The 19,506-nt window shown below is 60.8% G+C and carries 19 protein-coding genes; 13 read left to right on the forward strand and 6 right to left on the reverse strand.

Annotated features, from left to right (window positions below; genetic code table 11):
- Positions 1-116: 116 nt before the first annotated feature.
- The 4 genes from HY795_16025 to HY795_16040 are packed head-to-tail and all read left to right on the forward strand — an operon-like array spanning position 117 to position 3,584.
- Positions 117-1,217: an MlaE family lipid ABC transporter permease subunit gene (locus tag HY795_16025; protein MBI4806727.1), complete on the forward strand. Its 1,101-nt coding sequence runs from the start codon at positions 117-119 to the stop codon at positions 1,215-1,217.
- Positions 1,217-1,963, forward strand: a complete 747-nt coding sequence (locus HY795_16030; GenBank protein MBI4806728.1) for an ATP-binding cassette domain-containing protein — start codon at positions 1,217-1,219, stop codon at positions 1,961-1,963. Before HY795_16025 ends, HY795_16030 begins: the two co-directional genes overlap by 1 nt.
- Positions 1,964-1,971: 8 nt before the next feature.
- Positions 1,972-2,964 carry an MCE family protein gene (locus HY795_16035; protein MBI4806729.1) on the forward strand — a complete coding sequence of 331 codons (993 nt, stop codon included), beginning with the start codon at positions 1,972-1,974 and terminating at the stop codon, positions 2,962-2,964.
- The gene (locus HY795_16040; protein MBI4806730.1) at positions 2,961-3,584 is read left to right on the forward strand and encodes a membrane integrity-associated transporter subunit PqiC; all 624 of its coding nucleotides are present in this window, start codon (positions 2,961-2,963) and stop codon (positions 3,582-3,584) included. The genes HY795_16035 and HY795_16040 overlap by 4 nt, the downstream gene beginning before the upstream one ends.
- Before the next feature lie 9 nt (positions 3,585-3,593).
- On the opposite strand, the gene HY795_16045 is transcribed toward HY795_16040, so the two are convergent.
- From HY795_16045 to HY795_16065, 5 genes are all read right to left on the reverse strand, one after another.
- Positions 3,594-6,260: an AMP-binding protein gene (locus HY795_16045; GenBank protein ID MBI4806731.1), complete on the reverse strand. Its 2,667-nt coding sequence runs from the start codon at positions 6,258-6,260 to the stop codon at positions 3,594-3,596.
- Between the two features lie 16 nt (positions 6,261-6,276).
- Positions 6,277-7,503, reverse strand: coding sequence for a diaminopimelate decarboxylase (locus HY795_16050; protein MBI4806732.1), 1,227 nt, complete (start codon positions 7,501-7,503; stop codon positions 6,277-6,279).
- 65 nt (positions 7,504-7,568) lie between these two features.
- Positions 7,569-8,912, reverse strand: a complete 1,344-nt coding sequence (locus tag HY795_16055) for an HD domain-containing protein (protein MBI4806733.1) — start codon at positions 8,910-8,912, stop codon at positions 7,569-7,571.
- A gap of 110 nt (positions 8,913-9,022) precedes the next feature.
- Complete coding sequence (locus HY795_16060) at positions 9,023-9,958, reverse strand: TIGR01777 family protein (protein MBI4806734.1); 936 nt, start codon at positions 9,956-9,958, stop codon at positions 9,023-9,025.
- Positions 9,959-10,006: 48 nt separating this feature from the next.
- The gene (locus HY795_16065) at positions 10,007-10,567 is read right to left on the reverse strand and encodes a DUF4390 domain-containing protein (protein ID MBI4806735.1); all 561 of its coding nucleotides are present in this window, start codon (positions 10,565-10,567) and stop codon (positions 10,007-10,009) included.
- Between the two features lie 90 nt (positions 10,568-10,657).
- Here HY795_16065 and HY795_16070 point away from each other — a divergent pair, with 90 nt between their 5' ends.
- From HY795_16070 to HY795_16080, 3 genes are all read left to right on the forward strand, one after another.
- The gene (locus HY795_16070; GenBank protein ID MBI4806736.1) at positions 10,658-11,128 is read left to right on the forward strand and encodes a 23S rRNA (pseudouridine(1915)-N(3))-methyltransferase RlmH; all 471 of its coding nucleotides are present in this window, start codon (positions 10,658-10,660) and stop codon (positions 11,126-11,128) included.
- A 128-nt stretch (positions 11,129-11,256) separates the two neighbouring features.
- Positions 11,257-12,348 (forward strand): nitronate monooxygenase, encoded by a 1,092-nt coding sequence (locus HY795_16075; protein ID MBI4806737.1) that lies wholly within the window; start codon positions 11,257-11,259, stop codon positions 12,346-12,348.
- Between the two features lie 36 nt (positions 12,349-12,384).
- Entirely contained in the window at positions 12,385-12,600 is a 216-nt protein-coding gene (locus HY795_16080) for a hypothetical protein (protein MBI4806738.1), read from the forward strand.
- Here HY795_16080 and HY795_16085 read toward each other — a convergent pair.
- Positions 12,570-13,304, reverse strand: a complete 735-nt coding sequence (locus HY795_16085; GenBank protein ID MBI4806739.1) for a class I SAM-dependent methyltransferase — start codon at positions 13,302-13,304, stop codon at positions 12,570-12,572. The two genes, HY795_16080 and HY795_16085, sit on opposite strands and share 31 nt — an antisense overlap.
- Before the next feature lie 156 nt (positions 13,305-13,460).
- On the opposite strand from HY795_16085, the gene HY795_16090 reads away from it, so the two are divergent.
- The 6 genes from HY795_16090 to nth all read left to right on the forward strand — a co-directional run bounded on the left by HY795_16090 (position 13,461) and on the right by nth (position 19,503).
- Positions 13,461-14,342: an ACP S-malonyltransferase gene (locus HY795_16090; protein ID MBI4806740.1), complete on the forward strand. Its 882-nt coding sequence runs from the start codon at positions 13,461-13,463 to the stop codon at positions 14,340-14,342.
- Positions 14,343-14,501: 159 nt separating this feature from the next.
- The gene (locus tag HY795_16095; GenBank protein ID MBI4806741.1) at positions 14,502-16,157 is read left to right on the forward strand and encodes an arginine--tRNA ligase; all 1,656 of its coding nucleotides are present in this window, start codon (positions 14,502-14,504) and stop codon (positions 16,155-16,157) included.
- Positions 16,158-16,271: 114 nt separating this feature from the next.
- A complete protein-coding gene (locus HY795_16100) occupies positions 16,272-17,045 on the forward strand; it encodes an SPOR domain-containing protein (protein ID MBI4806742.1) in 774 nt (257 codons plus the stop codon).
- A gap of 46 nt (positions 17,046-17,091) precedes the next feature.
- Positions 17,092-17,646 (forward strand): arginine decarboxylase, pyruvoyl-dependent, encoded by a 555-nt coding sequence (locus tag HY795_16105; protein ID MBI4806743.1) that lies wholly within the window; start codon positions 17,092-17,094, stop codon positions 17,644-17,646.
- A gap of 63 nt (positions 17,647-17,709) precedes the next feature.
- Complete coding sequence (locus HY795_16110; protein MBI4806744.1) at positions 17,710-18,750, forward strand: MBL fold metallo-hydrolase; 1,041 nt, start codon at positions 17,710-17,712, stop codon at positions 18,748-18,750.
- A gap of 111 nt (positions 18,751-18,861) precedes the next feature.
- Positions 18,862-19,503 carry an endonuclease III gene (gene nth / locus HY795_16115; GenBank protein ID MBI4806745.1) on the forward strand — a complete coding sequence of 214 codons (642 nt, stop codon included), beginning with the start codon at positions 18,862-18,864 and terminating at the stop codon, positions 19,501-19,503.
- Positions 19,504-19,506 lie beyond the last annotated feature (3 nt).

A 19,506-nucleotide genomic window follows, 5' to 3' on the forward strand; every position in this document is an offset into this window, starting at 1 on the left:
GCATAAGTGTGAGGCGTCCCCTCTCATTGACCGTCCTGCGGGCGTGGCGTACAGCGGACGTGCCTTGAATCGAACTCCGCGAGCCTTACATGACGCCCCCTGACCATGCCGCCACAATGAACCACAAGCCCGCAACCACGGGATTGGCCATCACATTATCCGGGCGCCTGGATGCGGAAGGCGTGACGGTTCTCTGGGATCGAGCGGTTCGCCTGGCTTCAAGCCCTGGCATGGCCCTCACGGTTGACGCCTCCGGAGTAAGCTACTGCGACGGAGCAGGTCTTGCCCTGCTGGTTGAGCTTCGCCGCAGGGCCGAGTCAGCCAGGGCGGCATTCACCCTTTCTGGATTGGACGATAGATTCCGGGCCCTTTACGACCAGTTTTCCCCCCAGGACCTCCTTCCCCCGCCCTCCACCTTGAAAAAACCGAGTCTGCCCGAGGAGGTGGGACGCAAGACGTCCATCCTTTTTGACGATATCTACGCCCAGGTATCCTTTGTTGGAGAATTCGCCACAGCTGTGGTCCGCGCGTTGGCCAACCCGCGCCGGGTGCGCTGGAAGGATGCCGTGTACGTGGCTGAAACGGCCGGTGCCAACGCGTTTCCCATCATCGTGCTCATCGGGTTCCTCATGGGGCTCATCATGGCCTTCCAATCCGCCATGCCGCTCAAGCAGTTCGGCGCGGAGATCTTCGTGGCGAACCTTCTGGGGCTTTCGCTCCTGAGGGAACTCGGGCCTCTGGTCACGGCCATCATTCTGGCCGGGCGCTCCGGCTCCTCCTTTGCCGCGGAGATCGGCACCATGACCGTGAACGAGGAGATCAACGCCCTGGTCACCATGGGTTTGGACCCGGTACGGTTCCTGGTGGTCACCCGGGTGCTGGCGGCCATGGCCATGACCCCGCTTCTGACCATCTTCTTCAGCGCGGCCGGTTTGGTCGGCGGGGCGCTGGTCATGCTCTCCCTGGGCTATCCCCTGGTGGCCTTCCTCAACCAGGTGCACATGTCCGTTACCATAAGTGACATGATGGGTGGACTTTTCAAGGCCATGGTGTTCAGCCTTCTGGTGTGCGCCATCGGTTGCCAGCGCGGCCTGCGCACCCGGGGCGGGGCCAGCTCAGTTGGTCAATCCACCACCAGTGCAGTGGTTTCCGGCATAATCCTCATCGCCGTTGCCGACGGGGTGTTCGCGGTGGTCTTCTACGTGATGGGGTGGTGATGGCTGTCCCGGTTATAACCGTCTCCAACCTGACCATGGGCTACGGCGACAAGGTTGTGCTCAAGGACATCAACTTTTCCGTGCAGCCTGGCGAGGTTTTCGTCATCCTCGGCGGTTCCGGGTGCGGCAAGTCCACGCTCTTAAAGCACATGATCGGGCTTTACCCGCCCATGTCCGGCACCATCCGCATCCAGGGCCGGGACATTGTCGCGGCACATGGGCGAGTTCGCCGGGAGATTCTCAGGTCCTTCGGGGTCATGTATCAGTCCGGCGCCCTGTTCGGCTCTTTGACGCTTCTGGAAAACATTTGTCTGCCTCTTGAAGAGTTCACCCGTCTGCCCAAGGACGCCCGCGAGGCAGTGGCCCGATTGAAACTCAAACAGGTCGGGCTGGCCGGTTCCGAGGAGAAGCTGCCCTCCGAACTGTCCGGCGGCATGCAAAAGCGCGCGGCCATAGCCCGGGCCATGGCCCTGGACCCGGCCATACTCTTTCTGGACGAACCCCAGGCCGGGCTCGACCCGGTCACCTCGGCGGGCATGGACGAGCTTGTCTTGACCCTGTCCCAAAGCCTGGGCATCACCTTCGTTGTGGTAAGCCACGAGCTTGCCAGCATCTACGCCGTGGCGCACCGCGTCATCATGCTGGACCCCGAAACCAAGGGCATCATCGCCGAAGGACCGCCCACCGAGCTTCGCGAACACAGCCCAAACCCCAAGGTCCGTAAATTTTTCAATCGGGAGGCGTAAAGCCCGTCATGAGCGTCCACTCCAACTACTTCAAGCTCGGCCTCTTCATCATAGGCGCCACCTCCCTGGTTCTCGTCGCCCTGGTTTTTTTCGGCTTAGGATCCCTGCACAAGGACAAGGTCATGCTCGAGACCTACTTCGACGAATCCGTTCAGGGTCTCGATGTGGGTTCGCCGCTCAAGTTCAAGGGGGTGAAGATCGGTTCCGTGGAGCGCATCCGCTTCGTCTTCAACAAATACACCAACTTCAGGGACATACCCTTCCGGTACGTGCTGGTGGAAATGGCTTTGGATCCTGAATCCGCCCTGGCGGTCAAAAACCGCGACGACATGAAAGACGCCATCCGCAACGAAGTGGAGAACGGCCTTCGTGTTCGAATCGCCCCTCAAGGGCTTACCGGCACCGGTTACCTTGAAATGGACTACGTCAATCCACGGGCCAGCAAGCCTCTGCCCATCGAGTGGACTCCCGAATACTTCTATGTGCCTTCCGCGCCGAGCACCATCGCCCGTTTGGAAGAAAGCTTCGAGACCTTCTCCAAGATTCTGCGCAAGGTTGACGAGGCGGGCGTGGACCACGCCATCCAGAACATCAACTCGCTTCTGGTTGTGATCCGCGAGGCGGTCAAAGACGCCAACGTGCCCGGCCTTTCCGGCAACGTGGATTCTCTCATCAGCGACCTGCGAAAGACCAACGAGCACCTGAACTCCATGATTGGCAGCAAGGAAGCCCGTGAAGCTCTGAAAAACCTGGGTGAAACCCTGGTCAACCTGAAGGCTTCCACGGAAAACCTGCCCCAGGCCATCGTCGACCTGCGCAAGCTCCTCAAAGAATTCAATACCCTCGTGGCCAGCCAGCGCGACGAGGTGCAGGGCCTGCTGCAGCAGGGCAAGCAGATGTTCGAGAACTTAAACGACCTTACAGGCGACGCAAAACGCAACCCCTCGCGGCTGCTGTTCGGTGCACCGCCCGCAAAAGCGAATCCGGAGAAGAAGAGATGAAAAGAGTAGGCGCCGCAATTCTCGCCTTGGTTCTCCTGGCCCAGTTCGCCGGATGCGCTCCTTCGCTTTCCCGTCCGGCCGTGGAACGCCGGTTCTACAACATCACGGCCCAGCGGACGGACGTGGCCGCGCCCCAGCAGGACAAGACCGTGCTCAAGGTGCGGCCCCTGCAGATAAGCCCGGCCTATCAGGGAAAAGAACTGGTCTACCGCCTGGGCGAGGTGGAGTTCGAGTCGGATTATTACAACGTCCTTTTCGTGCAGCCCTCCAGCAACCTGTCCCAGCAGGTGGAGCAATGGCTGGGCAGAGCCGGGGTTTTCTCGCACGTGGTGGATTCCACCAGCCAGGTGGCGGACACCCACCTGCTGGAAGGTCTGGTCAACGCGCTGTATGGGGACTTTCGGGACAGGGCCAACCCCAAGGCCGTGCTTGAGGTGCAGTTCTTTTTGCTGAAAAACAACAAGAACGAGAACTACTCGGTGGCCTTTTCCAAGTCGTACAAGAAGACCGTGCCTTTCTCGGCCGGTTTCAAGGACGCCGGGGTGCTGGTTGCGGCGTACAACCAGGCCCTGGCCGAGGTGCTCGCGGAATTGGAGATGGATTTGCGGGGGGCGAAATAGAGCGGCGCCTCACCCTCGCAACAGCCTAGACACCGCCATACGGATTTCTTCCGGGTCCTCCGGCATCATGGGCTTGGCGAAAGTCACCGTCACCGTGTGACGTTTGAGCCTGCCGCCCACCGGCCACGCTTCGAACGTGCCCGTTATGGCCGCTGGAACCACGGGGACACCAAGCTCCTTCGAAAGAATCACCGGTCCTTTCTTGAACTCCTGGAGCTCCCCGGTAACGGTCCGGGCTCCCTCCGGAAACACGCACAGAAGCTTTCCGTGGCGCAGCACGAAGGCGCTCAGGCGCATGGTTTCGGAAATCTTTCCGGCATCCACCGCGATAAGGCGGAATCTGGCCGCCAGCCTGCGGATTATTCTCGCCTCGAAAAACCTGGCCAGACCAAGGAAAAACAGGCGCGTTTTATGCCGCATGGGCGTGGCAGCGAAAATCATGAATCCGTCCAGATAGCTCGCGTGGTTTGGACAGATTATGGCCGCCCCCTCTGGGATGTTCTCCTGGCCGCGTACCCTCAGACCAAACCCCAATCTGGCAACACTACCGATTAGCCCTGCCAGCATCATAGTGGCGGAACGATCCAGAAGCCCAATGTCCAGGCGCACCCTGGCCGCCAAATCAGGCGTCAAACCAGCGTCATGAGCATCCTGGGACGTCTCGCTCGCGCGTTGATCCCTGGTTTTCGGATGATCCGTGGGGGCGTTCTTCCTGACAGTTTCGCTTGAGGATTCGCTCGCGAAATCACTGACATACTCCACCACGTCGCGGGCCGTGGCCAGCTGTTGAAAAGCCTCCTCGGGAACGGAACGGCCCAGATCGTCCTCAAGAAGAGTCAGAAGTTCCAGACGCTTGAGCGAATCCAGGCCAAGATCAAGCTCCAGATGCGAAGACGGCGAGATCACCTCCGCACCAGTCACCTCACGAATGGCAGCCAAAGCCCTTTGGCCAGCCTCATCCAATTGCCGCCATGTCTCGCCGCCCGGCTCCGGCGCGGTCCGCCCCTCGGCCAGCATCTTTTCCACCAGATGGCGCTTGGTCTTGCCCAGCCGCGTCTTCGGGAGCTCTCCCGGCACGATCACAACGTTGCTCACCCGCTTGTACGCGGGCAGGTTTCTGGAGAGCACTTCAAGGTCCCAGCGGATGTTGTGGCGCACGTCCGGAGAGTCCGTGACCTTGAAGAATTCCAGGTTCGGGGTCACCACGGCCCTGAGCGCCCCGCTTTGATCCTGAAGCACGCAGATGTCGCCCACGCTCGGAGCCTGGCGGTAGTGTGCCTCGACCTCTTCGGCAGGAAATTTCTTGCCGCTTGGCAGCACGATGATGTCTCGTTCGCGCCCGCGCACGAAGAGCAAACCGTCCGGGTCCATCCGGCCCTGGTCGCCTGTGCGGAACCAGCCATCCCTAAATGCGTTGGCCGTGGCTTCAGGGTCCTCGAAATAGCCTGGCATGACGTTTTTACCGCGAACCAGTATTTCACCGTACCCCTCGGCATCGGGCGCGTCGATGCTGGCCTCGATGCCGGGAAGCGGCACACCAACACTGCCGTGTTTTCCCGTGTCCGGACGGTTGATGCTTATCACCGGGGAGGTCTCGGACAGGCCGTACCCCTCCAGGACCGGTATCCCCAGGCTGGCCATGCCACTCATCACTTCAGGCTCGCACTTGGCCCCGCCGGTGATGAAGAAGCGAAAATCCGGCCCCAGACCACGTCGCACGGCCCGGCGCAACGGCCCCAGCGGGTCCGGGCGCAATCCGGCGGTGGCTGACAAGAGCTTCTGAAGACCCTGACCCAACCCAAAGGGCAGGTCCTCGAAGCGTTTGCGGATGCGCCGGAAAAACACTCCCACATATTGCGGAGTGAGCACCAGCATGCTGACCTGGGCCTTCTTGAGAGCGGCCAGTATGGCCTCGGGCATGAGCGTCTCCACGTAGGTGGTGCGCACCCCGAGCAGAAGCGGCACGAGCAGATTCACCATGCAGGGGTAGGCATGGTGCAGGGGCAGTACGGCCAGAAAGTTGTCAGTGGGATAGAGAAGCCCGGTCGCAAACACGCTGGCCACGTTGGCCAGGAGGTTCTCGTGCGTGAGCATGACGGCCTTGGGCCTTCCCGTGGTGCCGGAGGTGAAGATGAGAACGGCCACGTCGTGGGGTTCGGCAATATGGATGTCCGCTTCTGAAAGCGGCTCGTGCGACAGCGCCTCTTCCAGGCCGCGAGCCAGAACGCAATCCGTTGGCGGATCATCAGAGAACGTTTCGGGATGGGAGGCGAGAACCAGGCGGGCACGGCACTTCTGCACGTAATAGGCCGCATCGGCTGGCACGGATTGGACATCCACCGGCACCGCCACTCCGCCGGACAGGATGATTCCGAAATAGGCCGCGCCCCAGGCGGGAGAATTCTCCAGGCTCAAGACAACCGGGTCCCCTGGCGTGAGCCCCTTCTCGCGCAGCCAGGCCGCCACGCGCAGGGACATGTCCAGAAAGCCCCGGCGGTCCATATCCGCAAAGGTCCCATCCGTGCGGGCCAGGCGCAAAAACCATGCGCCGCCGTACGACTCCACGGCGGCCAGCAGGGCCTGGCCCAAGGTGCCCGTGTCTAACACGGAGGACGAGTGTTTCACAGCGCTGCCAAATTCCACCGATTCGTGCCAGGCTTCAGAGGCACCGGGCATAAAGAGAGAGACTTGCTCACGTCCAAAAATCCACCACATCCTGAACGCTCTCACGCTCTTTTAAGACCAAAACCCGCCCGCCTGTAATGCCTATCACCTTGGGCATCTGGCGGCTGTTGTAGCGCGACCACATGGCGTACGTGTAGGCCCCTGCGTCCAGGACCAGAATAAAATCCCCGGGAGTCATGTCCGGCAGGGATCTGGATTTGGCAAGGAAATCGCCGGAAAAACACAATGGGCCAGCTATGTTCCAGGAAGTCCCGGGCCCCTCTTTGAGTGTTCCGTCAGGTCTGGCGACGGCGAACTCGTGCTTCCAGGTTTCAGGCGCGTAGCAGGTCCGCAAAAACATGTCCGCGCCAAGGTGGATAACGGCGGTCCGGTGCCCGGGCTGCTCCTTGACATATTCCACCCGGCTCGCGGCGAATCCCTGGTTGGCGAAAACCCATCGCCCGAACTCGGTAAAGATCCTCACCCGCCCGGCAAAAAGGCCGGGGCACTCCCGCCTCAGGGCTGCGGCGTATTCGCCCATGCTGGGAGCGACGTCTTCTCGGCTGTAGGCAACTGGCAATCCGCCGCCGACATCCACGCGGACCACCTGTTCGCGCCCGCAGGCCGTGTTGATGGCCGAGCGCAATTCCATGAGGATCTTCGCTCCATGCGTGAACAGCTCAAGCCCGCACCCCTGTGACCCTACGTGCATGTGCAGGCCCGTGAGCCACGGACGGCGCGCATACGCCTCCACGATCTCCTTTCGTTTGGCCACCGGTTCGCCGAATTTGGAGTATTCCCCGGCCACGCTGGTGGCCGCGATGGTCCCCTGCCCCACCTGGGGGTTCACCCTAAGCCCTATGGTGGCGCGGAGAGATTCCCCGGCGGTCAGGGCGTCCAGCCGGTCAAGTTCCTGGAAATTGTCCGCATTGATGTGGACGCCGTGTGCCAGGGCCTGACGCAGCTCGGAAACCGTCTTGGCCGGGGAATCAAACACTATGCGCTCCGGCGGACAGCCTGCGGCGAGCGCCAGATGCAGCTCAGGGAGAGACGCGGCCTCCAGTCCGGCTCCGAGCGCAACGAGGCGGTCCAGAACGGAAGGCATGGGCATGGCCTTCACGGCCACGGCATGGAGCGCGTCCGGAGGGAAGAGTCTTAAAAGCTCACTGTATCTGGCGCCCAGACCGTCGAGATCGTAACAGAGAACAGCGGTATCGTCCTCGCCGATCACGCCCTGAGCGAGCGCTAAAGCCAGGGAGTGACATGCCCTGCCCGCTGATTCCGGCAGGGCGTCACTTGCGACAGAGAACGCGTCTTCGGTCAATTCGCGGCGTCCATGTCGAAGCTGAAGCGTCCCGACTCAAACAGCTGAATGCATACATCCACCGCTTCCGCCAGATAGAGGTTCGCCCGGTTTTTCCTGATCTCCCCCAGGGCGCGATCCAGGCCCAGAGCGGCACGATAGGGTCTGTGCGAACTCATGGCCTCCACCACATCGGCAACCGCGAGAATATTCGCCTCTTCAAGGATTTGGCCGTTGGAAAGCCCGCCAGGATACCCGGAGCCATTTATCCGTTCATGGTGCTGCAGGACGATGTCAGCCACCGGCCAGGGGAAGGGGATGTTCTTCAAGATGTCGTAACCGACCTCGGAATGGGTTTTGATGAGCCCCATCTCCATGGCGGTCAAGGTGGCTGGTTTTGCCAGTATTTCCGCCGGGATATAAATCTTGCCGATATCATGGAGAAGCCCGGCGACGCGCAGCCCTTCCAGGCGTTCCTCGTCGAAGCCGAGTTCCTGGGCGATGGCCCCGGCCAGGGCAGCCACCCGCTGCTGGTGGCCAGCAGTGTACGGATCGCGCTTTTCAGCGGTGACCGCCAGGGCCTGCACGGTGGCCTCCAGGGTCCGCCTCAGGCTGGACACGTATTGCCGCAAATTCTCCTCGCCCTTAACGCGGTCGGTGATGTCCCGGATGACCAGCACGTTGCCGATATTCACACCCCAATCATCGATGATCGGCGAGTTGATAGTCTCGATGGGTACGGACTCCCCTTTGGCCCTTTCGAATGTGCATGTATGGCTGCCCAGCTTGGTGAGGCATTCGTCGGTTTGCCGGATAAGATCGGTGACCGATTTGTCCTTTGCATCATCCAGCGAAACTCCCAGCAATTGTTCGGCCACGGGATTCAAGAATTTCACCCGCCCGTCCGGCCCTGTGGTGACCACCGCCTCGCCCAGGCTTTTAAGCGTCGTGGCCAGAAGCCTTTTGGAAAGAATCAACTCCCGGTCGGTTTCGAACTTGTAGACTGCCATCTCGATGGTGGTCTGGAGCTCGCGGTCCTCGAAAGGCTTTATGACGTAGCCGAACGGGTTGGTTATCTTGGCCCTCTCCAGGGTCTGCTGGTCAGCGTATGCGGTCAGATAGACCACTGGGATGCCGAAATTGTCGTTAATTATCCCTGCGGCTTCGATACCGTCCATCTCGCCTTCCAGCATGATGTCCATGAGGATGAGGTCGGGCTTGAGCTTGCCGGCCCGATCCACGGCATCTTCCCCCGTGGAACAGACCGAGAGGACCTCGTACCCCATGTGCTTCAGGCGGTTTTGTATGTCCAGGGCGACGATTGCCTCGTCCTCGACCACCAGTATCCTGTGCTTTTGCATCACGACTCCCGGGTTAGCGCACCAGAGGCCCAAAACAGCAGGACAAAGGCGCGATCGTCGACGTCATCTGGGCGAACCCTTCTTAAAATACACCCTCTCGAGCCTGAGTTCTAGGACATCAGTTCCTTCAGCGCGTCCGCAATTCTTGGATGCCTGAACTCGAATCCCAGCTCCACAAGCCGCTTGGGAAAGGCCAGGCAGCCAGACAGCAAAAGCTCGTCGGCCATGCTCCCAAAAAGTAGCCTGAGCGCTGCCGACGGAACTGCTAGACCACAAGGCCGAGACAGTGCCTTGCCCAAATACTGGCAGAATTCCAGGTTGGAAACACCCTCAGGGGAAGTGAGGTTGAACGGTCCCAACGCATCAGCCCGCTCCATGAGAAAGATGATCGCCCGTACCTCGTCTTCCATATGGATCCATGGGAAGCCCTGGCGTCCATTGCCCAAAGGCCCTCCCATGAACAGTTTGAAGGGGGTGAGCATTTTCTGGAGAACCCCGCCTTCGCGCCCGAGAACCATGCCCGTGCGGATGACCGCCCGGCGCACCCCCATGTTCGTAGCTTCGCGCGTGGATTCTTCCCACCTGAGACAAATTTCCGTCAGAAAGCCTCTGCCTGGCGGGGAATCCTCGTCCACCGGATTGTCGCCGGTGTCCCCATAATAACCCACCGCGGAAGCCTGGATCAGAACCGAGGGTTTCACGGACGCGCTGGACACAGCTTCGAGCATGGCCTGACCAGCGCGGATCCGGCTTTCAAGTATTGAGCGCCTTCGCATAGGCGTCCAACGCCCATCGGCGATTCCTTCCCCGGCCAGGTTCACCAGGGCGAAGGCGCCGTCAGCCAGATGGCCCCACCCCTTGGAGGTCTGCCCGTCCCAGGTTTCAAAGGCCGGGAGCGCGCCCTGGGGGGCGACCGAGACAGTCCTTGGCCTGCCGCGCGTCAAAGCCACCACCTGATATCCCCGTGCGAGAAGCGCTCGGCAAAGATATCTCCCGATGAAACCGCTTCCACCGGAAACGACCACGCGCCGGTTTTCAGTGTTCATGAGGCCCCTCCATCATTCAGGGAACCTAGGGGATAATCCTTCGTGAGGTCAATAGGAGAAGTCGAGTTGGTATATCGCAGGAGGAATCGCGTCAAAATTCCAAAAGAAAAGCGCCCCTTTGAGAAAAGATGACACGTCCTGGCGCACCAGGCGGATCTCAAGGGTAAGCGAGTAGGCATTGCCTCGGGAGAGCTGATCCCACCCGCCGAGGTCCATGGACATGGCCCCCCACGCTTCCTTCATAAGCAGTGGAAGACTCCGGCCCCGGTAGTGCTCTCTCGAAGTTCCCGGGTGGAGAATCTCGTACGGGCCGCCGTCGTGCAAAATAAGTTGGCTCAAAAGCGTGGCTTTGGACACGCTGGAATTCCAGGCATACGTGCGCTTTTGCGAAAGCCTGGCCTTGCATTCCAAGGCCAGCACCTCGCCCTTCTCGAGTGCTCCCCGGACGATATCCTCGCCCTGAATGTCCACACCAAAACGCACCTTGACGCGGCCCTCGTGGTTGTCAATCACCAGGTTCGTCAGGCCAATGCGCTGGGCGCGCGCATCCCCCCAACAAGCTGTCGTGGAAGCAACAAGGAGAAGAAGGATAAAAACGGCGCGACGCATGGAAATTCCTAAGCTGGTGTACCTTTTCGGGCCTACCTTATGCCCGGGGCTTTGACAACAGCCTAGCCCGGGGGTAGTTTTACAAAACTAATGAATCGGCTGCGGCTCATATTCATCGGAGAACTCAAGGCTACCTGGGCGGCGCAGGCGTGTAGCCACTACCTGGACGCCTTGTCTCGCCATGTGCGCTGCGAAGTGACCATCCTGCGGGATGCAAAAGACGCCAAGGCCCCCAGATCGCGGAAGCAGAAGGAAGCCCAAACCCTTTTGTCGGCACTTTGTCCCAAGGACTTGGTGGTCGGCCTGGATGAGGGAGGCAAGGCTTACGGTTCCAGAGGGTTGGCCGCCAAGCTTGGTCAATGGATCGACGACCCGGGGAAGGCCCCCTGTTTTGTTATCGGCGGTCCTTTCGGATTCGGCCCGGAAGCGGAAGCCCGCTTCGACCACCGGATGAGTCTTGGCCCGTATACTTTGCCGCACGAACTGGCCCGGGTGGTGCTTCTGGAACAGTTGTATCGAGGGATGAGCATCCTGGCGGGGCACCCGTATCACCATGATTGATACCTTTGGGCGCCATTCTCTCCTCGACATTTTCTCCAGAACGTGTTTTTCAAGCGCCTTCACCCTGGCGGTTCAGATGACTCCGCCCATTGCCTTTTCCGGTCTTTTTTGAAATCTTTGGAGCTGACATGTCCTTTCCATCCCTCACCATCGGCGACCTAACCGTACGCATCCCCATCGTTCAGGGGGGCATGGGTGTGGGAATTTCGCTTTCAAAGCTGGCTTCCGCCGTGGCCGAAGCGGGCGGAATCGGGGTCATCGCCGCAGCCGGCATCGGCATGGGCAAGCCCGGCTACGCCACACATTTCATCGAAACCAACAACCAGGCGTTGCGCGAAGAGATACGGGCCGCACGGGAAAAGACTTCGGGAGCACTCGGGGTCAACATCATGGTGGCCCTGACAAACTACGTGGACCTGGTGACCACAGCGGTGCAGGAAGGCATTGATGCCATTTTTTCAGGAGCGGGCCTGCCGCTCGATCTTCCCGCCCACCTTCCTGAAGGTTGCAGGACCAAGCTCATCCCCATTGTTTCCTCAGCCAGGGCCGCCATCATTTTGTGCAAAAAATGGCTCGCCCGGTTCGGCCGTGTCCCCGACGCCTTCGTGGTCGAAGGGCCTCTGGCAGGAGGTCACCTGGGGTTCAAGCCCAACCAGCTGGACGATCCGGCCCATTCGCTGGAAGTGGTTGTGCCCGAGGTCATCGCGGGTGTCGCACCCTACAGAGCCCCTGACGGGAGGCCGATCCCGGTCATTGCCGCTGGCGGCGTCTACACCGGCGCCGACATCCGCAAGTACCTCCTCATGGGCGCGGCCGGAGTGCAGATGGGCACCCGCTTCGTGGCCACAGACGAATGCGACGCCGACCAGGCTTTCAAGCAGAGCTACATCGACGCCCACGAGGAAGACATCGTCATCATCCAAAGCCCTGTCGGCCTGCCTGGCCGGGCCGTGAACAACCGGTTCCTGGAAGAAGCCTCCAAGGGGAACAAGCGTCCCAAGACCTGCCCCTTCAATTGCGTCGGCTCCTGCGACCACAGAACCACCCCCTACTGCATCATGCTGGCCCTGATGAACGCCAAGAAGGGACATCTGGAACACGGCTTCGCATTCGCGGGGCAGAACGCCTGGCGGGTGACGGAGATCGTTCCGGTCAAACAGCTGATCGCTGAGTTGGAAACCCAATACGATCAGGCCGTGGCCCAAGAAGCCGGAGCCTAGCGGCCAAGCCGCGAGCGCCCCCAAATCGCCATGCCCATGTTCGACACGCAGTATCTGGAGAAGCTCGAGGCCTACTTCGCCTCGGGCGATCTGGAGATGGACTTCGAATACGCGGACGAGGACAAACGCGGCCGCATCCTGGACTTCCTGGAACGGCTCATGGACTTGGCCGACCAGGCTGACCAGGCTGCCACCAAGCTCATATTCAAGGGCCAGCTCGATCAGATGCTGGGCGCGAACACCCAGAAATAGCCCATGCCCCCCCGGCTGGGATACGCCTTGCTCCTCGCCAGAACGAATCCCTCGGGAACCGGCCCATCCGGCGAAGCCTCGTTGGCGAAAACGACCACCACAGGGTAGCCTAGCGCTTCACCTGATCCTGCCTTGCTCCCCGGTTCATCCAAGGATGCTTCGCGCGAACCCCTTGGAGCTGACTTGCCGCCCTCCGGCGCTGTTTGCCTGCCATGCCCGGACGCTGTCTTGAGAAATTCCCGCCACGGCTGAAAAGCCCTGGACAGGCAGATGTCGGCGCTCTCCCGCACCGCTTCGGCCCGCCCCTCAAATACCTCGGTTCCGGGAAGACGCATCATGGCCACGCACTGTCTGAGAAATCCGGCCCGAATGGCCCTGGGTTCAATCATCACGTACCGGCCGGCCTTCCAGAAGAGCCTGAGCGGAATACCGGGGATACCGGCGCCCGCCCCGAAGTCCAGGGTCACAGGTGAGCCGGGGAGGTCAAGTTCGCCAAGAAGCTCGGCCAGATGCCAGCTGTCGGCCACCAGCTCGGAGAGCATCTGGGACCAGACACGCGGCCCCACCAGATTGGTCTTGCGGTTCCAGGTCTGAAGAAGCCCCAGGTATGTTGCCAGTCCGGACGACTGTTCGGCAGTGAGCGTGCGGCCAAGTTTCAATGCCGCGTCCGCCACATCCGGGGGAGAAGGATTGCCAGTTGCCATGGGCCGGGGTATGGCCCAAGAATTGACGCCCGTCAAAGGATGCTCTACCAACGCGGCGAAAGATAATCCCACCGTGCAAGGAGTCTTCAACCAGTGACCACACACGCTCCCTCCGTGGCCGTGCTTTTCCCCGGCCAGGGTTCCCAGGAAAAAGGCATGGGACGCGACCTGGCCGAAGCCAGCGCCGATGCAATGGAACTCTGGAAGCTGGCCGAGAAAGCATCCGGCCTGGCGCTTCGCGAAATATATTGGGATGGCGACGACGCCTCCATGGCCAACACCCGAAATCTTCAGCCGGCCATGACCGTGACCACCCTCAACCTGTGGCTCACGCTCAGAAACAAGCTTTCGCCCATGGGCATGGCCGGGCACAGCCTGGGTGAATACGCCGCCCTGGCCGCCGCAGGCGCCCTTCCCATCCAGCAGGTACTGGAGATGGTCAGCCTGCGCGGCAAGCTCATGGCCGAAGCCGGCGGCACGGACGGAGCCATGGCAGCGATCTTGAAAGTATCGCTGGAAACGGTTGAGGAACTCGTGGGCAAGGCGGCCCAGGCCACGGGCGGCACGCTCCTGGTAGCCAACTACAATACCCCGGGCCAGTATGTGATTTCCGGCCGCAAGGACGCCGTGGACCAAGCCGCCGGCCTGTGTAAGGAAGTGAAGGGCCGGGCAATTCCCCTGGCCGTGAGCGGCGCGTTCCACTCCCCCATGATGGCCGAGGCCGCTGCCGAGCTGCAAAAGGTACTGGCAAAAGCGGACTGGCGCGCCCCATCCGTGCCCGTGTTCGCCAACGTTACCGGCAAGGGCGAGTCCGACCCCAGGCAGCTTGAGGGCCTTTTGTCGCGTCAGATGACCTCTTCGGTGCGCTGGATCGACACCATGGGCGCCATGTATGCGGCCGGAGCCAGAACATTCGTGGAAATCGGCCCCAAAGGGGTGCTCACCAAGATGGTGAAGCCCAACCTGGACGGCAAGGACGACGTGAACGCGGTAAGCATTGCCAGCAAAGAGGCGGCGGAGACTTTCACCCTGCCTTAAGGACTGCCCAACGCGAGGATTGAAACAGGGACGCCTCCGCCTGGTCCAGAGCCCGCCTGTGCTTGCGGGGCAAAGACGGATGGAAGGGACGCCTCCGGCGGCCAAAGGGCTCGCGCCCTTTGGAATCCCCAATAATTTCGGGAAACGGGATACGACATCATGCGCGCGCTGACCCATTTACGGAGCCTTCTGGGCTCCATTCTGGAAAAGAAAGGGGCCGCCTGGCCCGAGAAAGCCACCATCGAGCCACCCAAGGACAAACAGTTCGGGGACATGGCCTGCAACGTGGCCATGCTCGTTGCAGGTAAGCTCGGCATGAAGCCTCGCGACCTGGCCGAGGAGTTGAAAAAGGAACTCCTGGCCCAGGACCCCGGCCTCTCAAGCGTCGAAGTGGCGGGTCCAGGATTTCTGAACGTCACGTTCGCACCGGCCTTCTGGCAACAGACCGTGGCCGAGGTGCTCGAGGCCGGGCACTGCTTCGGCAAATTCAATCTGGGGCGCGGCCGCAAGGTTCAGGTGGAATTCGTTTCAGCCAACCCCACCGGCCCCCTGCATATAGGGCACGGGCGCGGAGCGGCCGTGGGCGACGCCCTGGCCCGAATCCTTCGGGCCATGGACTACGAGGTCTCCACCGAATACTACATCAACGACGCTGGTCGCCAGATGCGCCTTCTGGGCGAATCCATCTGGGTCCGCCTTCTGGAGCTTCTGGAAAAACCCGTGGTCTATCCGGAAGACTGGTACAAGGGCGAATACATCATCGAGCTGGCCCGCGAACTCATCACCTTGAAGGGCAAGACCCTGGCCGATCTGCCCCCGGATGAGGCCCAGGACATCTGCTACGAATACGGCATGAAAGCCATCCTGAACGGCATCAAGAAAGATCTGGCCGACTTCCGGGTGGAGCATCAGGTGTGGTTCTCCGAAAAGTCCCTTGTGGCCGCCGGCACGGTCGAGAAAACCCTTGAAGATTTGAAGCAGCGCGGTCTGGCCTACGAGCAGGAAGGGGCCCTCTGGATGGCCACCTCCCAGTTCGGCGACGACAAGGACCGGGTGCTGCGCAAATCCACCGGCGAGCTCACCTACTTCGCTTCGGACATCGCCTACCACGCCAACAAGTACGGGCGCGGATTCAACACCGTCGTGGACATCTGGGGCGCGGACCACCACGGATACGTGCCCCGCATGAAGGCGGCGGTCCAGGCGCTCGGCCGGGACAAGGAAGACCTGAAGGTCATTCTGGTGCAGTTGGTGAACCTCATGCGCGCGGGCGAACAGATCGCCATGTCCACCCGGGCAGGAAAGTTCGAGACCCTGGCCGACGTGTGCGCCGAGGTGGGCGTGGACGCAGCCCGCTTCATGTTCCTTTCGCGCAAGTCCGACAGCCACCTGGACTTCGACCTGGAGCTGGTCAAACAGCAGTCCATGGACAATCCGGTTTACTATGTACAGTACGCCCATGCGCGTATCTGCTCGCTTTTCGCCAAGGCCGCCGAGCGCGGTGTATCCATTCCCGAAACATCCGCTGATTTGCTCGCCCGCCTGGACACGGCCGAGGACCTTGACCTCATGCGCCTCATGGAGCAGTATTCGGATATACTGGCCAATGCCGCACTGACCATGAGCCCCCACATCATAAGTTTCTACCTTCGGGATCTGGCCGGCCTCCTGCACCGGTACTACACAGCCCACCCTGTGCTCGCCGCCCCGGATGAGGAGCTCATGAGGGCCCGCATGCTCATATTGGCTGCCGTGGCAGAGATTATCCGCAATGGCCTTGAGCTGCTGGGCGTCAGCGCTCCGGAGAAAATGTAATCTTCAGGTAATGATGAACGTATGGTTTTGGCTTAAGCTACACCCTGGTTTTGGATCGCCGCCTGGTCAAATGCCCGGCGACGGCCCTGCCTGCAACAGCAGCCGGAGTTTTTCATGAAGGTTGTGGACCGCTTCAACGTATCAAAATCCCCAGAAGGGCCCAGGAAATTCACCTTTGAATTCACCGGTCCTGGGCTCATCTCCGTGGCGGTTGTGGGTATCCTCGGCATCGTGTGGGTTTTCATCCTGGGCGTTTTGGTGGGCAGGGGCTACAAGCCCGAGAACGCCGTGCCCCAGGTTGCCCAGATAATGCCCACCGCTCCGGCCCAGACGCAGCAGGACAACAAGGAACCGCCGACGGTGTTGAAGCCCGAGGAGCTTCATTTCCAGGACACGCTCCAGGGGAAAAAGCCCCCGGAGACCGTCACCGTGGATTCGGCCAAGAAACCAGCCGAACAGCCAGCAACGGCATCTCCCCAAGGCGGTGCGGCACCCTTGGCCCCAGCGGTGCCCACCAGCACCCTGGAAAAGACTCCCTCGCCTCTGCCCAAGGGCCAGGTGGCAACGTCCCCGGCCCAGCCGGACAAGAAGGCTCCCCATTCCGAGCCGGCAAAGCCCAAGGAGTCAAAAGACGCCAAGGACTCCCCGAACCAGAAATATGCCTGTTCCTATCAGGTCGCCGCACTGGATAAAAAATCCCAGGCTGACGCCGAGGTCGAAAGGCTCAAGAAAAAGGGTCTCAAGGCCTCTGTGGAAGAGGTGAAACTCGAAGGAAAGACGTTATTTAGGGTTATTGCGCAGGTAAAAGGAACCGAAACGGAGATTAAGCAAGCCCTTGAAAAAGCAGGGGCAAAAAAGCCTATACTTCGAGATAAAAAATCTTTATGAGTCGATTCCCCCGCGAGGCGGGAGGATCCCCCACGGAGGACTTCGAATGTTCGGACAAACGTTTGTTCCGACCAAAGCCTTCTTCACAAGAGGCATTGGCCGTCACAAGAATAAGCTGCAATCCTTTGAGCTGGCCCTGAGAGACGCTGGAATCGAAAAGCTGAACCTGGTGTACGTCTCCAGCATCTATCCCCCCAACTGCACCCTTCTGACCGTGGAAGAAGGCACCGCGCTCCTAAACCCCGGGCAGATCACCTTCTGCGTCATGGCGCGCAACGCCACTGACGAGAAGGGCCGCTTCGTCGGCTCCGCAGTGGGCATGGCCTTCCCCGCCAGCAAGGACAACTACGGATACATCTCTGAGCACACCTCCTTCGGCAAGGACGAAAAGGAAATCGGCGACTTCGCCGAGGACCTGGCGTCCACCATGCTGGCCACGACCCTGGGCATCGACTTCGATCCCGAGACCGCCTACGACGAACGCCGCGAGATCTACATGATGTCCGGCAAGATCATCGAGTCCAAGTCTCTCCCGAGCGTCACCCAGGGAGTCTCCGGCATGTGGACCACCACCATTTCCGCCGTGGTGTTTCTGCCGTAGGTTCGATGCAACTCCTTGTTTCGCCAACGCCCCGCCCGCGCGGGGCGTTTTCATTTAAGGGGCATGAACGTGTCGCTTAAGCATGCACTCACCGCAATGATCGCGTCGCTTTTGCGGGCGCACCGGTCCAGGGATTACGAAGGCCCAGCCTCGGACCATTTCGACGGCAGACGGTTCTACAACCCGTGGGACAAATCGGGCAGGGGCCTGGGTGATCTTTTCAAGTGGTGGTTTACCGGTAGTGCCACCCCCTGGCCAAAATCCGTTCCCAACGTCCGCGTCGATGCTCCCCCCGAGAGGATTCACGGGCAATCCCTGCGCATAACCAGCATCGGGCATTCCACCACCCTCATCCAGACAGCGGGGAAAAACATCCTCACCGACCCGGTCTGGTCGGACAGGGCGGGCCCGCTTGGCCTGTTTGGACCCAAGCGTGTCCGTCCGCCCGGCATTCCCCTCGACAATATTCCCCGCGTGGACGTGGTGCTGGTGTCGCACAACCATTACGATCATCTGGACCTGCCAACCTTGGCGGCCCTGTGGAAACGGGACAGGCCCAGAATCATAGCTCCGCTCGGAAACGCCGGGCTGACCCAAAAAGGCGCGCCAGGACTTTGCTGCGAGGAGCTGGACTGGTGGCAGTCTTTGGACATTGCTCCCGAGGTGCGCATCCACGCCACTCCGGCCCACCACTGGTCCGCCCGGGGCATTCTCGACAGGAGAAACGCCCTGTGGGCCTCCTTCGTCGTGGAAACCCAGGGAGGCAACATCTGTTTTTTCGGGGACACCGGTTACGCGGCCGGAGAGCCGTTCAGGCAGATTCGTGAACGGTTCGGCTCCTTCCGGGCGGCGCTTCTGCCCATCGGGGCCTACGAGCCTCGCTGGTTCATGGCCGCGGCGCATATGAACCCGGAGGAAGCGGCACGGGCTTTCCAGATTCTAGGCGCGCGTTCCGGAATCGCCCATCACCACGGGGTGTTCAGGCTTTCCGACGAAGGAATCAACCAGCCAGTGACGGATCTCAAGGCAGCCCTGCTCCGCCTGGGTATCGCACCTGAAGTGTTCCGGTCCCTTGCTGTCGGCGAGGGATGGTCTCTTTCTTGAAACGAAAAGACCGCTTTGGACGTCATATGTGCATGACCCGGACAGGAAGTGTAATTCATTGAGCCATCCTCGCGATTGCCCGTCGACCCTGTTTCCGGTATCCCCCAGCCCATGACAGCAACAGAACGCGCGCCACTCATATTTACGCGCCTGCGCGCCAAATACCCCAAGACCGTTCCGGCCCTGGACCACCACAACGCCTGGGAACTCCTGGTGGCCACGGTCCTGGCCGCCCAGTGCACGGACGCCCGCGTGAACCTGGTCACCCCGAAGCTCTTCTCCCGCTGGCCCGGCCCTGCCGAACTGGCCAAGGCTTCCCAGGAGGATGTGGAAGAGGTGGTGCGCTCCACGGGCTTTTTCCGCAACAAGGCAAAAAATTTGATCAGCGCGGCCAAACGCATCATGGAGACCTACGGCGGCAAGGTGCCCGGCACCATGGCCGAACTGATCACCCTTGGGGGCGTGGCCCGAAAAACGGCCAACATCGTGTTGTCCAACTCCTTCGGTGTTCACGAGGGGATTGCCGTGGACACCCACGTCACCCGCCTTGCCTTTCGCCTGGGCCTCACCGATTCAGACAACGCGGTGAAGATCGAGCGTGACATGATGCCTCTTTTTCCAAAAGACCAATGGGGCGAGATCAACCACCTGCTGGTCTATTTCGGCCGCGAAGTCTGCCCGGCACACAAACCCAAATGCCCTGCCTGCGAACTTACAGACATCTGCCCCAAACGCGGCGTGGCCAAAACATGAACG

This window comes from Desulfovibrio sp. (assembly GCA_016208105.1).
Classification (GTDB): domain Bacteria; phylum Desulfobacterota; class Desulfovibrionia; order Desulfovibrionales; family Desulfovibrionaceae; genus Fundidesulfovibrio.

Coding starts and splice junctions, on each gene's coding strand:
- HY795_16025 (MBI4806727.1), top strand. CDS start 117: ATGAACCACAAGCCCGCAACCACGGGATTGGCCATCACATTATCCGGG.
- HY795_16030 (MBI4806728.1), top strand. CDS start 1,217: ATGGCTGTCCCGGTTATAACCGTCTCCAACCTGACCATGGGCTACGGC.
- HY795_16035 (MBI4806729.1), top strand. CDS start 1,972: ATGAGCGTCCACTCCAACTACTTCAAGCTCGGCCTCTTCATCATAGGC.
- HY795_16040 (MBI4806730.1), top strand. CDS start 2,961: ATGAAAAGAGTAGGCGCCGCAATTCTCGCCTTGGTTCTCCTGGCCCAG.
- HY795_16045 (MBI4806731.1), bottom strand. CDS start 6,260: ATGCCCGGTGCCTCTGAAGCCTGGCACGAATCGGTGGAATTTGGCAGC.
- HY795_16055 (MBI4806733.1), bottom strand. CDS start 8,912: ATGCAAAAGCACAGGATACTGGTGGTCGAGGACGAGGCAATCGTCGCC.
- HY795_16060 (MBI4806734.1), bottom strand. CDS start 9,958: ATGAACACTGAAAACCGGCGCGTGGTCGTTTCCGGTGGAAGCGGTTTC.
- HY795_16065 (MBI4806735.1), bottom strand. CDS start 10,567: ATGCGTCGCGCCGTTTTTATCCTTCTTCTCCTTGTTGCTTCCACGACA.
- HY795_16070 (MBI4806736.1), top strand. CDS start 10,658: ATGAATCGGCTGCGGCTCATATTCATCGGAGAACTCAAGGCTACCTGG.
- HY795_16075 (MBI4806737.1), top strand. CDS start 11,257: ATGTCCTTTCCATCCCTCACCATCGGCGACCTAACCGTACGCATCCCC.
- HY795_16080 (MBI4806738.1), top strand. CDS start 12,385: ATGTTCGACACGCAGTATCTGGAGAAGCTCGAGGCCTACTTCGCCTCG.
- HY795_16085 (MBI4806739.1), bottom strand. CDS start 13,304: ATGGCAACTGGCAATCCTTCTCCCCCGGATGTGGCGGACGCGGCATTG.
- HY795_16090 (MBI4806740.1), top strand. CDS start 13,461: ATGGGACGCGACCTGGCCGAAGCCAGCGCCGATGCAATGGAACTCTGG.
- HY795_16095 (MBI4806741.1), top strand. CDS start 14,502: ATGCGCGCGCTGACCCATTTACGGAGCCTTCTGGGCTCCATTCTGGAA.
- HY795_16100 (MBI4806742.1), top strand. CDS start 16,272: ATGAAGGTTGTGGACCGCTTCAACGTATCAAAATCCCCAGAAGGGCCC.
- HY795_16105 (MBI4806743.1), top strand. CDS start 17,092: ATGTTCGGACAAACGTTTGTTCCGACCAAAGCCTTCTTCACAAGAGGC.
- HY795_16110 (MBI4806744.1), top strand. CDS start 17,710: ATGAACGTGTCGCTTAAGCATGCACTCACCGCAATGATCGCGTCGCTT.
- nth (MBI4806745.1), top strand. CDS start 18,862: ATGACAGCAACAGAACGCGCGCCACTCATATTTACGCGCCTGCGCGCC.